The 15,980-nt window shown below is 44.4% G+C and carries 9 protein-coding genes and 1 pseudogene; 4 read left to right on the top strand and 6 right to left on the bottom strand.

The genetic code is table 11. The features are described 5' to 3' along the window. Positions 1-102 precede the first annotated feature (102 nt). The 4 genes from P4S53_RS03455 to P4S53_RS03440 all read left to right on the top strand — a co-directional run bounded on the left by P4S53_RS03455 (position 103) and on the right by P4S53_RS03440 (position 2,862). Positions 103-1,011 carry an aldo/keto reductase gene (locus tag P4S53_RS03455; RefSeq protein ID WP_337111393.1) on the top strand — a complete coding sequence of 303 codons (909 nt, stop codon included), beginning with the start codon at positions 103-105 and terminating at the stop codon, positions 1,009-1,011. A 422-nt stretch (positions 1,012-1,433) separates the two neighbouring features. Beyond that, the gene (locus P4S53_RS03450; RefSeq protein WP_337111392.1) at positions 1,434-1,907 is read left to right on the top strand and encodes a GNAT family N-acetyltransferase; all 474 of its coding nucleotides are present in this window, start codon (positions 1,434-1,436) and stop codon (positions 1,905-1,907) included. Between the two features lie 104 nt (positions 1,908-2,011). Next, positions 2,012-2,593: a GNAT family N-acetyltransferase gene (locus P4S53_RS03445; protein WP_337111391.1), complete on the top strand. Its 582-nt coding sequence runs from the start codon at positions 2,012-2,014 to the stop codon at positions 2,591-2,593. Further along, positions 2,512-2,862 (top strand): hypothetical protein, encoded by a 351-nt coding sequence (locus P4S53_RS03440; RefSeq protein WP_337112053.1) that lies wholly within the window; start codon positions 2,512-2,514, stop codon positions 2,860-2,862. The genes P4S53_RS03445 and P4S53_RS03440 overlap by 82 nt, the downstream gene beginning before the upstream one ends. Before the next feature lie 496 nt (positions 2,863-3,358). Here P4S53_RS03440 and P4S53_RS03435 read toward each other — a convergent pair. The 6 genes and pseudogenes from P4S53_RS03435 to P4S53_RS03410 form a co-directional block, all read right to left on the bottom strand. After that, positions 3,359-4,112, bottom strand: a pseudogene (locus P4S53_RS03435) (IS3 family transposase); the annotation flags it as partial. 120 nt (positions 4,113-4,232) lie between these two features. Beyond that, positions 4,233-7,490, bottom strand: coding sequence for a non-ribosomal peptide synthetase (locus P4S53_RS03430; protein ID WP_337111389.1), 3,258 nt, complete (start codon positions 7,488-7,490; stop codon positions 4,233-4,235). A gap of 26 nt (positions 7,491-7,516) precedes the next feature. Next, positions 7,517-9,670, bottom strand: a complete 2,154-nt coding sequence (locus tag P4S53_RS03425) for a beta-ketoacyl synthase N-terminal-like domain-containing protein (RefSeq protein WP_337111388.1) — start codon at positions 9,668-9,670, stop codon at positions 7,517-7,519. A 9-nt stretch (positions 9,671-9,679) separates the two neighbouring features. Continuing rightward, entirely contained in the window at positions 9,680-11,347 is a 1,668-nt protein-coding gene (locus tag P4S53_RS03420) for a non-ribosomal peptide synthetase (RefSeq protein ID WP_337111387.1), read from the bottom strand. Between the two features lie 8 nt (positions 11,348-11,355). After that, positions 11,356-13,689, bottom strand: coding sequence for a condensation domain-containing protein (locus P4S53_RS22565; protein ID WP_442958637.1), 2,334 nt, complete (start codon positions 13,687-13,689; stop codon positions 11,356-11,358). Positions 13,690-13,709: 20 nt separating this feature from the next. Next, positions 13,710-15,890, bottom strand: a complete 2,181-nt coding sequence (locus P4S53_RS03410; protein WP_442958619.1) for a condensation domain-containing protein — start codon at positions 15,888-15,890, stop codon at positions 13,710-13,712. Positions 15,891-15,980 lie beyond the last annotated feature (90 nt).

Below are 15,980 nucleotides of genomic sequence, written 5' to 3'. Positions count from 1 at the left end.
TCTGGTTCGAAACTTGTGGGTTATATCATTGCCCGTGGGGCCGATCCAGCCTAGGATACGTTCAGCGAATTATTTCGGGCAATGAATAAAGGAGTATTGACCATGGTGGCAAACGTCGAACTGACGCCGAACGGGCCGCAGTTTTCTGAATTGGTTCAGGGCTACTGGCGTCTGGCGGATTGGGGCATGACCCCGCAGGAACGTCTGACCTTCCTGAAACAGCACATTGAACTGGGCATTACGACCGTTGATCATGCCGACATTTATGGTGGCTACAGCTGCGAGCAATTGTTTGGTGAAGCGCTGGCGCTGGATCCTACTGTGCGCGATCAGATTCAGATTGTCTCTAAATGCGATATCAAGCTGTGCGGCAGCCAGTATCCGGAACAGAGAATCAACCATTACAACACAGGGAAAGCGCATATTACGGAGTCGGTGAATAACTCACTGCAACGCCTGGGCGTTGAGCAACTGGATGTGCTGCTGATCCACCGTCCGGATGTGCTGATGGATGCCGATGAGGTGGCAGAAGCGTTTGCGGCGCTGAAACAGCAGGGCAAAGTGGCCCACTTTGGGGTGTCGAATTTCTCCCCGGCACAGTTTGATCTGCTGCAATCACGTCTGGATGCGCCGCTGGTGACCAATCAGGTGGAAATCAATCCGCTTAACTTTGAGGTGTGCCATGACGGTACGCTGGATCAATTGCAGATGAAACGCACCCGGCCGATGGCTTGGTCCTGCATGGCCGGCGGTGAGATCTTTCAGGGGCAGTCAGAGCAGGTGATCCGTGTTCGCAGCGAACTGGAGGCGATCCGGCAGGAAATCGGTGCCAGTTCCATTGATCAGGTGATTTATGCCTGGGTACGCCGTCTGCCGTCTAAGCCGTTGCCGATTATCGGTTCCGGTAAAATTGAGCGGGTCGAAGATGCCATCGCGGCACTGGCATTTGAACTGAGCCGCGAACAATGGTTCCGCGTCTGGGTCGCCTCAAAAGGCCACGGTGTGCCGTAACCCGTTTCTCTTCTGCTCTAACGACACAACCCCGCATCTGGCGGGGTTGTGGTTTCTTATGCGCACTAACGGATTAGTCGCTTATTTTTTCTTCTCAGTGGTTGCTTTCAGGATTTCTTTGATGCGCTTGTTCGAGACTCGTTTAGCCATAAATCACTCCTTGTAAAAAGACGACTCATACTGAAAAACGATCGATGCTTTATTCATTTGCTTGTGTGACCTGACTGTCGCCCTGGGTGACACTGTCACGCAATTGGGCGCGGAAAATCACTGCGATGCATGCGATCTGATTCCACTATACCCTCTCACAGACTGAAAAAAGGGATCTGGCTCAACCTCTCGGGATTTGATGTTCGGAAAATGCGAGCTGTACACCTTAGTATCACGGGTATAACGGATTGTTTTTGATTGAGTCGTGCGCCATGAAAGAAATTGACATTCAAGCAATGACCCCGGCGCATTTACCGCAGGTGGCTGAGTTGTCGGTCGCAACAGAGCAGGTGAAATTCGTCGGCACCATGGCAGAGATTCTTGTCAATATCGACAATACCGTGCACCCGCACGTGATTCTGGATGGTGGCACTGTGGTCGGCTTTTTTCTGATCGATACACAGTACGGGCACAAATATGACTTCGCCGATTCAGAGGCGCTCGGTTTACGTGCTTTTTTTATCGATCAACGTCACCAGGGCCAAGGTTACGCCAAGCGTGCGGTGCTGGCCCTGAAAGCGTTTCTGGTCTCTGCCTATCCCGATTTTGATCAGATTGTTCTGACCGTGAATTGTCAAAACCCCGCTGCCAGACACTGTTATGAACAGGGTGGGTTTGCCGATACCCATGCGCTCTACTTAGGTGGAGCGGCTGGCCCGCAGCACATTATGAGCATGGCGCTCTAAAAACCAGATCGCAGACTGGCTGAAACAAGCCGGTGATGCGACAGCGTTCGTGCTGATTTCAAACTATATTTTAATCACATCAGCTATCTGTCAGAGGGATGTGCATGGACAGCAAGCACTACAAAATCAGAACCATGAAACCGGACGAAGTCAGCATTGCTGTTGAATGGGCCGCACAGGAAGGCTGGAATCCCGGCCTGCACGATGCCGACACTTACCACTACGCCGATAAAGCCGGTTTTCTGGTGGGTGTACTGGATGATGAACCGATCGCGACCATCTCAGCCATTCGCTACGACGCGTCGTTTGGCTTTATTGGCTTTTATATCGTCAAACCCGAATACCGCGGCCAGGGCTATGGCATTCAGCTATGGCATGCGGCACTGGCGCACCTGGAAGGCTGCAATATCGGCCTGGACGGGGTGGTGGAGCAGCAGGACAACTATCAAAAATCCGGCTTCCAACTGGCCTACAGCAACCTGCGTTATGAAGGTGTCAGCGGCGGTGAATTACCCGATGATCATGCCATCGTGTCACTCAAAGCCCTGCCGTTTGAAACCGTCGCCGCCTACGATCAGCTTTTCTTCCCCGCCCACAGGCCGGTATTTTTAAACACTGGATCACCCAGCCGGACAGCCATGCATTCGGCATTCTGGAAAATGGCATGCTGTCAGGTATCGGCGTGATCCGCCAGTGCCGCAACGGCTATAAAATCGGCCCGCTGTACGCCGAGAATGCCGATCTGGCCGAGCGTTTATTCGTCGCCCTGAAATCAGCGGTGGCACCCTCACAGCCGATTTTTCTGGATGTCCCGGAAGTGAATCAGGCCGCGGTCGCGCTGGCGGAAAAATACGGGATGACGGTGACGTTTGGCACCGCGCGCATGTATACCGGGGAGCAGCCTGTTTTGCATCTGGAGCGGCTGTTTGGTGTGACCTCGTTTGAGATTGGGTGAGGTGAGTCATTAGTTTCGAGGGAATGTCGCGCTTGGGTTCTGTGTTTCACTCAGCATTTTTTGATGCGCGCCAGGTACTCTTTTGGGGCAAAAAGAGTACCCAGAAATGCCTGATTGTTCTCTGGTGTGGTTCGGGGCGGTTGTAGGCGCTCCCGGCGCCGACAACCTAAAAATTCGTCCATGAATTTTTCCCTGGGTTGTACCACCAATATACCTTTTCGACCCGTCATTCCCGCGACAAGCGGGAATCCATACAGCGAGTGCGATTCTTAAGGCTGGGTGAGTCTGTCGCGCTTGGGTTCTGCGTTTTACTCAGCATTTTCTGATGCGCGCCAGGTACTCTTTTGGGGCAAAAATGTGTGGTCTGCCTTAATGTATTCGGAGTCTCTCTTGGAAGCTCTCTCGCATTCCAGCTCCACGATGATATTTGCGCCAGATAATCCTTAAGAGAGTTAATGCATCAAAGTGCTTTTTTGCTGTCTGTAGTGGTTTAATAAACCCGGATGACTCTTGGGGCTGGCAAATTTAAGTCCACTTCGATGGCTAACACTTCGCGGTTAAAATCATCGACAACATTAAACGTGCGAAAACGTCTGCCGCAAGCCAGAGTATCACTCATAAAATCGATCGACCAACAGCCATTTACCCCGTCAGGACGTGCCAGCGTGACAGGCTCCCGTTTCGGTAATCGCTTTTTTCCTTTGCGCCTCATATTGAGCTTGAGTGAGCAGTAAACACGGTAAACTCGCTTGTGGTTCCATGGATATCCCCAGCGTCTGAGAACTTTAAATAACTTGCCAAAACCATAAGCAGGATATCGCTCTACGGCTTCTTGCAGCTTGGCGATGACCTCATCATCTCGGTGAGGATCTGGTTGATATCGATAGACAGAATCAGTGATGTCAACTGCGCGGCAGGCCATTCTGAGGCTGCCCCGAAATTGCTGACGAACATATTCCACTAGTTCGCGTTTAACCGCTGGCTTCACAGCTTTTTTCCAGAATATCTTTCACAATACGATGCTCAAGGCTGAGGTCAGCGAACATCTGCTTGAGTCAGCGATTTTCATCTTCAAGCTCTTTCAGCCGCTTCACATCGGACGCTTCCATACCACCATATTTGGATTTCCAGTTGTAATAGGTAGCGTCAGAGATACCGTATTCACGACAGGCTTCGTTGACCTTACGGCCAGCCTCCACTTCCTTCAGGATCTTAACGATCTGTGTTTCTGTGTAGCGTGATTTTTTCATCATGCGTTCTCCGTTTATTTCAGTGTAAACGGAAAAGCTCTAATTACTAGCGACATGTTTTTCGGGGCGGGTTACAATTATTACAGTTCCCCCTTAATCGCGGGGGGAACTGTAACTGGCTTACTTAATACATACTACCTCATTAGAGAGATGATTTAAATTTTGAGGTTGCGAATAAGAAATAACCTGATGTTGAGAATCAAATTCGCTGATATCTTGATTAATCAAGATATCAAAAACGATTTCTTTCTTGGTTATATTCTCCAACTCTTCTTGGTAGTAATAGAAGGGTGTAGTCCACGATGAAATATATTTAGATACCTGTTCGATATCAGAATCCTGTGTAATTATCAAAGGTACAATATTGACATAACGACCAATAGAAGACATTTCCTGGGTATCTATCCTGTTATTTGTCAACACTCCAACATATAATGGTTCTTCGGGTTTTTCTCTTTGCCAATGTTCCCAAATCGTAACTAAAGTCTGTTGTAAGCTAGAATCAAATTTAGTTTCATTGAGTGTTTTTAAACCTGAGGCTCTTTGCTTATTCTCAAGTATATTTTGATAGTCAAAAATAATAGACCTTGCGGACTCTCGGTAGCCAATGACCTTGCCTGAATCAGTGCTTTCCTGAATATACTTAACATAATCATTGCTTATGATGGGGGATTTATCAGCGATAAAATCACTGAATATACGGGCCGTATAACCATCGAATATTCCCCTGTGTATATAAAAGTGGAATAAGGAATCTTCTGTTTTACTAGTAATTAAACTGAATAATGGTATGGCATGTCCATTCCTCCAATTATTATCAAGTAAGTCATTTGCTTCATCTACGATGTTCTTCCCTTTTACAGATAAATTTGAGAGTTCACTGGTGTAAGCCAAATGAATAGAATCAGTCTCATCACTTAGACTATATCTAAAAATTGAGGTCTGTTGAACTAGATTAGTGAGTCTTTCTTTAAACGACTCAAACTCGGAGTTACAGCAGGAAACTGAGAAGAACAGTCGATGTAAACGGGAATCGAGTGAATACTCTTTCTCAAGAAGCCGCATTTCATTGCTCATAGAAAGTCGCTTTGGAAGAGACTCCAATGCCGTGGAGGACTTCTTAGGCGAAGCCAATAGTCGTGCGAGATGAGTAGGGGTAGGGGTATGAATAAAATCCGGAACATTTACTTCAGCCCCCTCCGATGATTTGATTGCAAGAAGTAAATCAATAATCTGGAGAGAACTGCCACCTAATGCGAAAAAGTTGTCGTGTTCATGTACCGCATTGATTTTTAATACACGGCAAAACAATGACATTATTCGCTGAACTAGCTCATCTGACACAGCCACGCTTTTCTGTTCCTCTGTTGCCGTGTCAGCGAGAACAAACTCATCAAGCCTCGATAAATTTGGCTTACCCGAAGTCGTTAATGGTACTTGAGATAAAGTATTAATCTTGGCTGTTGAGATATTTCTAGGCAGAGATTCTCGAACGAGTTGAATTACATCATTATCCGGATTTGATTGCGCAAACTTCACGTAAATCGATAGGGCATCATCATGAATAACTGCGAAAGCAGAATCTACACACTCAAGTAATGTCACCCTGCTTTCTAACTCTTCAAGCTCAACACGAATACCATTAATTTTGACTTGCCGATCTTTTCTACCAATAAATTCAACCTGTTGATCTTCATTAACCAGGCAATAATCACCACTGCGATAATATCTATCACCGTTATAGTCAAAGAACGCTGTGGCGTTTAGAGAGGCGTCAAGATACCCATCACAAAGGTTGATCCCACCAATAACAAGCTCGCCAACATCTCCGGTTTTCACAGGTTGATCATTATCATCCACAATCATCATGAATGAATTAGCGATGGGCGTACCAATGTTTATTCTTCCGTCTGATACTTTAATTTCACTAGAAAGACTATCAATCGTACATTCCGAAGGTCCATACTGATTAAAAACCCTCGTATCACAAATCTCACGGATTGTTTTCAATAAAGAAGGTGTAAATACTTCCCCACCAACATAAAGTACGCGCAGGGTATCCAGTCGGATATTCTCAGGTTGATTGTCGACAAGCTTAAGAAGCACCGATGGGACAAAATCGGTAATGGTGACTTGATAATCAGTGATCAGCTGAAAAGTAAGTGATGCGTCCAGAACCTCAGATGTTTCTTGCAAAACAAGACGCGCACCAAAGCTCAGCGCGCCGAAAAGTTGCCAGAGAGATGGATCGAAAGTAAAAGAAATATTATGTAATACAGTATCTTTGGGTGAAATACAGATTTCTTTATGCCGATTAAGGATATTGTTCAGCAAGGAAATACTCTTGATTGCGATCCCTTTCGGTTTACCCGTTGTCCCAGATGTAAAGGTATAACATACGATATCATCGGGTGAAGCAGGAAAAAACGGCTCCTGTTGGTATGGCTTTTCTGTGTTCTCATAGGCCGCGTCAATCAATGCATCATTAATTATCAAAGGCGTATTGAAATTTGACAGGATATGCTTGCGCCTTTTATTGATATCGTCGGCCTCAATAATGACAAAAGGTTTGCCCAGCTTCAGAGCCGATAAGATAGCGGTCACAGTATTCCGTTTTGTGGAAGCCTCAATGGCAAGTACATCGGTTTGAGACAATTGGTTCTGTCTGATATAACGGCAAAGCTGCGATGAATCGCAATTGAGTTGTTCATAAGTGATGACGTCGTTTCTAGAAACTAAGGCTTGGCAATTTGAATATCGTTCAAATGCAAGTTGAAGCTGTGACGATAGGGTTTCAGTTGCAAATACTTCGTCTAGGAACTCTCCATTCAGTATTGCAACTTGCTCAGCCACCTCAGCAATAGACAAGGACCTCCGGAGGCATTTCAACAACTCAGCAACTTGCGAGCCATGAATCAAACTCGTGTCGAAAGAGATATTTAATTCTAAAGAATGAATCTGCTGTCTAAAATAAACGGTTATCTTATGCTGGCCTTGTCGTGGTAATAGCGAGTGTTCTTTGATGCCTTCCAGCGGCTTGTTCATTTCATAGCCAATAAAAAAATCGACTTCGCTGGGTGGTACTTGCTGTGGAGAAGTAATAGCCATCAACATCGTTTTGTTGTTTGCTGCATATGCGGCTTTCACTGATTCATCGCTAAAGCTCTCAAAGACCTTGGTTGCATGGCTCGCAACAGAGAAATTAATTCCTTGTTGGTCATCACCGTTATTGAATGCGTAGGCGGCCACAGGGGCATCTTTACCAAGAATGTAACCCATGCCACTTGCAACATGGGTCATTAGCTTGACAAACATAGAGTAGCTATCGTGAGAGTTAGCACTCAAATGAAAGTAACTTTTGCATGTTCCAAAATTCATAATAATCTCTCGTAAAACAAAATCGATTAATTGATGCCAAAATCATTGCGTAGTTCTGCAGTCATACTTCTCAGCTGTATGCCATCAATGATTGCGTGATGGATACAAAAGCCAATGAGCCACCCACCTTTAATCTCATGCAACATGAGCTTGGATAGCTTGCCATCAATGCACAAAGGTAAAATTAACTCTCGCTTCATTTTACCAATTGCAACGGGCTTGCTGGCTTTAGGCGATACGGAAGCTTCTATTGCAGTCTCATTGACTTCCCAATAAAGCTCACCTTGGTTTTCCGCAATATGACAATTTAATATCGGGTGCCGTGCGATCCAATTTCCTAATATTTCCTGCAGTTCACAAGCAGATACACAGCTTCCAATCTCAAAGATGTTTGCGATATTCATAGCATCCGAGTCCGGGTGCATCTTTGAATAAAGCCAGAGTCGCTTTTGCTGCTCATTCAGTGCCATTTGTGTTATTTGGCTATTCTTCGAGGCGATGTCATTTGAACCGATGCCATCTGAGTCCTTGCTAGAAATCTTGTGCTCTATTTTTTGAATATTGATGACATACTGGAGCAAGTCTTTGATCGAAGGTGATTCAACCATCTCTCGTAATGCTGGTTTTGTACCGGTTTCCTTCTTGATAATATCGATAAAATCCAAGAGGAGGATTGAATCGCCACCGAGATCATAAAAACCAACGGAGTCATCTGTGATTTCTTCCTCTAGCAACTCCTCCAAAATCTTAAGCAATGTCGATTCAGTGAGGTAATTCACAGAATCATGCTTGTCAGTGCCCGATGAACTTGCCTCTTGATTTTCTGCTGGTTGGATTGGAACAAGGCATTCTTGTTCATTGGACCACTGCTGGGGCTTATAATCTGTATGAAAACCCGTGCATTGGGAGTTGACAGCGATGACGGCAAAACCATTCGTCCCACCAATGCCAAATGAGCTGACCGAGCCATACAATGTATCCTCTTCAGAGTTTGATAAAGATACTTCTTTGCCCGGTTCTGAAAACCCCGAAGTAAAGGACACCAATTTGGGATTGAATTGGCTGAAGTTTGCAATCGGGTGCGCGGTTTGATGGGCAAGGCTGTAGATACAGTTTAAAATACCAAACATTCCCGATGCGGTATCTGTATGGCCGATTTGGGACTTGATTGCCCCCAGTGCGACGCTATCAGTTTCAGAAAGTTGAAATGCGCTTGAGGTGCTTTCCATCTCAATCACATCACCTAATAATGTCGCAGTGCCGTGAAGCTCGTGATAACTCAATTGACTAGCTTTTAGATTTGCTAGAGCAAGCCCTTCCTCCATGACGGTTTTCTGGCCAAAAATGGAAGGCGCACCAAAGCTTGTTTTTCCGCCACCATCATTGTTCATGCTTGTGGCTTTAATCACCGCATAAATCTTGTCACCATGTTCGGCTGCAACGCAGGCCGGTTTTAACAAGAAAACAGCGCCGCCAGAACTAGCCACAGTTCCCGTTGCAGCCATATCTAACGGGCGGCAACTCCCGTCATTCGATAAAATATCTTCCTCTCGAGCGATAAAGCGACGATGCTGAGGCAGTAACAAGGAGCATGCACCAACGAGAACTTGATCTGACTCACCGGATAACAAGGATTGGCAACCCAAATGCACTGCACTCAGTGATGATGAGCAGGCGGACTGGACGGTCATTGCTGGTCCCTGCAGTCCAAGTGTATTTGCAACTCTCGTCGATGTGAAAGAGCTGTCATTGAGACGCATAATACTACTTATATCCATCTCAAGACGTTCTGTGCCATTTTTAAGTATATTATCCAACAGATAATAATTGATTCCGCTCGATAGGAAACAGCCCGTCCTATTCCCCGGATTTATTGTATGAGAACCCGCGTCAAGTAAAGCATGCTTTGACAACTTCAGAAGCATTCTCTGCTGCGGGTCCATCATCGCAGCATGTTTCTTTGACAACCCAAATTCTTTGTATGGGAAGAGGTAAAGCTCATCAATAAAACCACAATGAAACAGTTCTTGATCAGATGCAGATTCAAACTCTGATCGGTAATCCCGAATGACAGAAGCATTTTTCTGCCGTAAATCACGAAACTTACTGGGAGAGTTAATGCCATCGGGTAGTAAAAAAGCCATACCACAAATCGCTATATCGTATTCTGTAAACATCATAAACCTAACTCACATCCTTCTTTTTGTTAGTTTATTTGAACGCCTTGAAGCCCTGGTTTGTGTGACCTCATGGGCAACATGAATGGTCGACTCACCCGACAATTGAGCAATGAATTGTTGTATATGTCGAAGGGTTGGTTGTTGATACAATTGTGTAATTGGGAACTGTTTCTGGTACTCGTCATCAAGCGCAGCGGATAGCTGCATGAGTTGCAAGGAGTTACCGCCATTTTCGAAGAAAGAGCGGTCAGGGTTAATATCGTAATTACCAAGAACATTTGACACTAACTGATTGAACTTGGGCTCTAAAGGTTCGCTATTGATATGCTCTGGAGTCAGGTACTTCTCCTTCAGTTGCCCCGTATCGATTTTACCGTTTCGGTTTAAAGGCATACTGTCGGTGATATAAATGCGGTGAGGTACCATATAGTCAGGCAAATGTGCTTTTAAGTGCTCCCTTGCGGTTGTTGCAGTAATCGAATCAGATACAACAAACGCCATCAAGGAAGCATTTTCTACGAGAACTTTTACATCGTTCACGCCGTCAATACCGAGAACACAGTGCTCGATTTCTGATGGAGATACCCGGTAGCCTCTTATTTTAATAAATTCAACCGAGCGTGAGTCAAAATGGAGCATCCCGTTGGGGTCCATGGTCACATAATCACCCGTCGCGTAAAATCTTTCAGGCTCATCGAACAAATTCAGCCATACAAGAGATTCCTGCGCATCGCTGTTTATGTACCCCTTGAACAAACCAGCCCCTGCTAAATAGAGCTGTCCTTTTTGGCCGTAGGGGACGGCATTCATCCCTTCATCCATGACGGCTGCTTTCATTCCATCTAGTACTTTGCCGATCGGGACATGCTGTGGCTGTGCATGCGGCATACATTCATACACAGAAGACCAAATAGTATTCTCGGTTGGCCCATATTCATTAAATAGCTGTGTCCTTTCAAATCGAGCAAAGTGACTATCAACCAAGTCTTGAGTCAACCTTTCGCCCGCAAGAATGATCGAGTCAAGATGATGAGAGAAGCGTGGTAGATCGAGCATTAAGCGATATAGTGAAGGGGTCATTAATGTTTGCGTAGGCGCGGCATTGCTCATGATGTTGATCAGCGCCTGAGGAGAACGCCGTTCGGATTCGTTGAGGAGTAATAGTGTGCCACCCGAAACCAGAGTCCCAAATAGACCTGCATAAGCGCTGTCAAACGTAAGCGGACTTAGCAGTAAAAAACGCCGCATTTGTCGTTGATACATGTTGTAGCGCAACGTCGTCGAGAAGCATAAAGTGTCATACTGGATAACTGCGCCTTTGGGCTCACCAGTGCTGCCGGATGTGAAAATCAGATAAGCTGTTTTATCCTCACGAGCACACGGCTGGTCTGAAATGACTGTGTCTTCATCATAAGTTATCTGAATACAATCAGAATATTGATTGAGTGAAACAACACCAACGCATCCGCTTTGCTCAACTAGTTTGGCTCGACGTGCAGCTGGATCCTCTGGGTTTAAAACTACAAAGCCTCTCCCTGAATAAAGTGCACCTAACATTAACCGAATAACATTCATCGGATTAGAATCTAAGATCGCTATCACACCGGAGTCGAAGTGCGCATCGTATCTTGAAGAAATTGCAGCCATGTCAAAATACAATTCTTGGTAGTTGACCATCTGATTTTCTAGATAGTTGTGCAGTGCAATTGTGTTAGGTTTTTTTTCGCATGGGAAACAATACAATCGACAATATCCAGGACAGGCTGATTCATAGGCTTGTAATAAGCACTGCTTGGCAGCCTTATATCACACAGCTGCTTATTTGAGGCATGCAATATCATTTCATCAAATATCATGGATATCGCATGATGAATCACTTCAATCTCGCCAGGGTTGATATTATGACTGTACTCATAATTCAAATGAACGCCCTTCTCACTGGGAGTGTAGTGTAAGGTCAGATCGAGCCGCGGAGGAGAGCTAAACTGATGGGTGGGTTCCAACAAGCTCTTGGCTTTGTGGCTTCCCATCAACTCACTCTGATGCCTCACTAACATGACATTGAAGAGGTCGTGATCAGCCTTAAGGCAGGACTTGATATCAATGAGAGGAGTATATTTCAGCTGTTGCAACCTCGCCAATTCGCGATGCGTTTGCAGCACCAGTGTCGAAAAGTCAGAGATTTCTTTGATTTTAATATGTGCCGGAAGTGTATTGATAAAACAACCAGCTGTATCAAGCAACTCTGTCGTATCCCTCACCGAGATAGGGGTGCCAACAGCGAACTCACCGACACCCTTGACCATATTTAGCGCATAACCAAATATACTCATCATGACGCTGAACTCTGTGACACCAAATTGGCAGGATATTTCCTTCAGTTTTGTTGCATAAACCGTGTCAAGTTGGTATTCAACGTTCGTCGCAGCATACTCTCCCCTCTGGAAGTTAATCGGCATGATTTCTTGAAGATGTATCCAATTAGACAACTGTGCTTTGGTCTCAGCAGGCCAAGCCTTTAGGGCGTCGAAGTCAGTCTCTTGCCCGCTTAAAATTGCAACAAACTTATCGATGATGAGTGATAATGAGTACTCATCAACAGCGATATGGTGAACCTTGATAAACAGCTCATCGACATACTGCCCACAATCAGAATCCGTCACCCAAAATCGAATGGGCAAGCCTGTATTCAAGTGAATCTCTTTGTGATTACAGAAGTCACTGAAATTGATCTTTCCTGATTCATACCACTCTTGTGGCCACAAAGCCTCATCTAGGCCTATCACCTGCTTTCTTAGGCTGGCATCGTCGTATTGCTGCCGTAACGTCTCCGTTGCTTTTATCAATTCAGCAAGTGCTCTCTTAACTTGAGATGGTTCAAATTTCTTTAAAAACCGAAAAGCACCACAAATATGGTATCGATTAGAGCTCTGATTTGCTTCTAAAAACAGGAATTGTTTTTCCGAAGCGGAGAGTGCTGTCTTATCAAGACTCGGCAACTTCTGTTCCAAAGGCGCTAGGTGATGAGCAAGAATGGCTTGTAGGTTTGGTGTGTCATACATGTTTCCAAGAGTAAACTGACGGCCGTACAGCTGCTCAAGTTGTGCTTTTAAGCGGTTCATTTTTATTGAATCTGCGCCGTGTGCCAGCAAGTCGTCCGATTCATTGGTAATTGGAATACCCAAGTCATTCTGGATGAACCCCATGATATTTTCTGGTTCTACAGTCCGAGGCGGCTCCAAGTCGGGTTTTGGGAGCTCTTTTCTGTTTAGTTTTCCATTGACCGAGAGAGGAAAGGCATCTAATTCAACCCAATACCTCGGTAACAATTCCGGTGAGAAACGTTTAGTCAATTCGGCTTTGATTGTGTCAATATCCAATGACGGGCTTGCAGAGAGATAATAACAAACAATGTAAGTACCCATTGTATGCGAGTTGAAAGCTCGCAAAGCAATTTTATATGGGTGAGTGGCTCGCTGTATTTGCACTTCTAAGCCAGCAAGCTCAACGCGAATCCCATTGATTTTGATCTGGTCATCAACCCTGCCATGAATGATAACCTCACCATCTTGGGTAATTTCGGCAACATCACCGCTTAGATAAGAAGGTTTTTCCTCAAAATCAATAAATTTCTCTTTCGTCAACGAAGACTGAGTGTACCCCGCACCAACGCACAAGCCGCTGATCAGAAGCTGCCCCTTACAGTGATACGGCATCGGTTGTAGATTGTCATCAACCACCGAAACACTGCAACCAGCGAGTGCTTCGATCAGTGGTGGAGTCTTTAAACTTGAATAGGCGCTACAGACACCAGTTAAAACGATATCAGCGGTTTCTGATGGACCATATGAGTTAATCGCCTCGCATGTCTCGGGTAATACATGATTATTTTTAATCTTGTCGAGACTCCAAATCTCACCACCTATGATTATTTTTTCTATTTTGGATAGTTTTTGTTTAGCCTGTGTGTCATCGAACAAAGTACTCATGAGCGAATATGCAGAATTGAGGACGGACACATCACTATTAAAGATGTCATTCAATACCTGCTGTACATCGAAGATCGGATAATCATAAATGAAAACTTTCCCCCAGAGAGGAGTGGAAGAAAGATATTCTTCAATACAGTGTCGAACGCCTGAGAGCCCAGAATAAAGGTGTCTTTATTTTGTGGACTTAGTGTTTCAAAGTGCCTTAACAAATTTAAAAAAGAATCATGGTAGTTGAGTGAAAGTTTAGGATTACCCGTCGTACCGGAGCTAAATACACCATACATGATTTTTCTTGCATAAGGCCGTCTTGACCAATCGGTAGCCATGGCAGCACTTGAGTCTAATAAAGATTCATATATCACTAATTCAGAAGTACATTTGCGCACCCTTTGGCTCAATGACCTTTCAGTGAGAACAACAAAATCCGACGCCAATCTGATTTTTGAGGATAATGTTTCATCACTGTCAGCTGGGTCAATACAAACAAAATGCCCACCCGCATCAAGAACGGAAAGCATAGCCACATGCAAACGATGAGATTTTGATAAGAAAATGATGTAGCCGGAAGGCTTCAGTTGAGGACTAAATTTCCTCACCAAACCGGACAAATCCCCATAAGTGAGAGTATTATGATGATCCACAATTGCAACATCAGACGCATAGGTCGAACACGACTCAGCAATGATCTCTTGAATATATCGTTGTTCTACCGAAGGCCGCTTTCCTACAATCTCTGGCTCTTTACCAGTCGTCAAAATATCAACCAAGCGAAGGTTAAATGGGTCGTCTACCGCTGCTAGTTTCTCGATGCAATGCTGCCAATAGTCTACCCATTGCCTTGCATGATTTTCGTTAACACGACTCACAGCAAAATCGAAACGTATATCAATCAGATTCTGTCCTTCAAACACCTCTATCGAAATCGGTGCCTTACTATATCGCTTCTTGATTGGAACTAACTCAGCTCCAATTAATGATAAATCGTATGGGAAATTCTGATAACTAAACATGACATCTAGGTCAGTATTTGAAGTATTACTCCCAACGATTTTTCTGTATTCCTCGAGAATTGGAAAATCTGCGAACTCTTGAACTAGCGATAGGTTTTTCGCTATCTCATCAATAGCCATACCGACGGTCTTCTCAAGATCAACCTGATTACGTACGATGAAAGACTCAACGATAAAATCAAATGCTGATTCGATAAAACAATCCTCACGGTTCGCATATGTCGTGACAAAGTGAACATCAGGATTTCGTGTAAAGTAATAAATTGACGTCGACAGTATGAACGCCATCATAGAGTATTTGCTTACCCCCAAAGAATGAGCATTTTTGATAAGGTTATGATAGATCTCACCTTCGATACGAAGATTCTTCTGATTTGAGGTTGACTCAATAACAGGTTGACTCGAATGTTGCAGGGGCAAATTCGATGATATTTCAGACTGCTCTAAATAACTTTCCCAGAATTTTTTCTGGTTACCTTTTAACAGTCCGGTTCTGTCGTTTTTCAATAAAGCATAATTGAGGTGATGTGACTGATCAGCTGACATGCTATCCGTGAAGATAGCTGCCAACATGTTCCCAAGAGACCAACCATCAGCAATGATATGGTGGCAAACAAAGTAAACAAAACAGTCGTTTTCTTCTGTCATAATTCGTCCAAATCTTATAAGGCTTTCACCAAGATCAAATGGACGGTAAATTATTTTTTCTATATATGACTCTAAGTCTGAACGACAACAGGAATAATCAGTCTGCTTAGGTCGCTGAGCAGCATCATTTCTAAGTTTGTATCTTGTTTCGTCTGATCGAAAACATCTCTTACTTGCAGGCAAGTGATGTATATAGGTAGAGAGTTTATCAAGAGCCTGTGCTGCTTGTTCTATATTTTCGAATTTCAGGACTAGCGGAATGTAATATGAAAAGTCATGGGAGTAGTTATTTTTTAGTGAAAGCAATTGTCGCTGCTGTGGAGTCACATAAAAAGCGTCTTCAAAGTCTTCCAACAGATATTTTTCCGTATCTATAGACTGCTTTCTCTGAATGTTCGACTGAATATCCAGAATATAAGGTTTTAATGATTTGATTTCAGAAATCTCGTCTGATCCCAAATTCCCTTCGCCAATGATTTTCAGATCGCCATTAGCCATGACACGTAAATCAAGACTTTTCCGTCGTAGTGAGCCTATAATCTCATTCGCATTTAACCAATTTGATAACATATTTGAAACCCCTTTAAGTCACGGATAAATCGGTGGTCATAAGCTAACTTTTTCAAAATGAACTGAAAAAGCAAGCGCAGAAAACTTGCA

Source organism: Photobacterium sp. Hal280, from assembly GCF_037162255.1.
Lineage (GTDB): Bacteria > Pseudomonadota > Gammaproteobacteria > Enterobacterales > Vibrionaceae > Photobacterium.
This window is presented reverse-complemented; position numbering and strand designations above follow the sequence as displayed.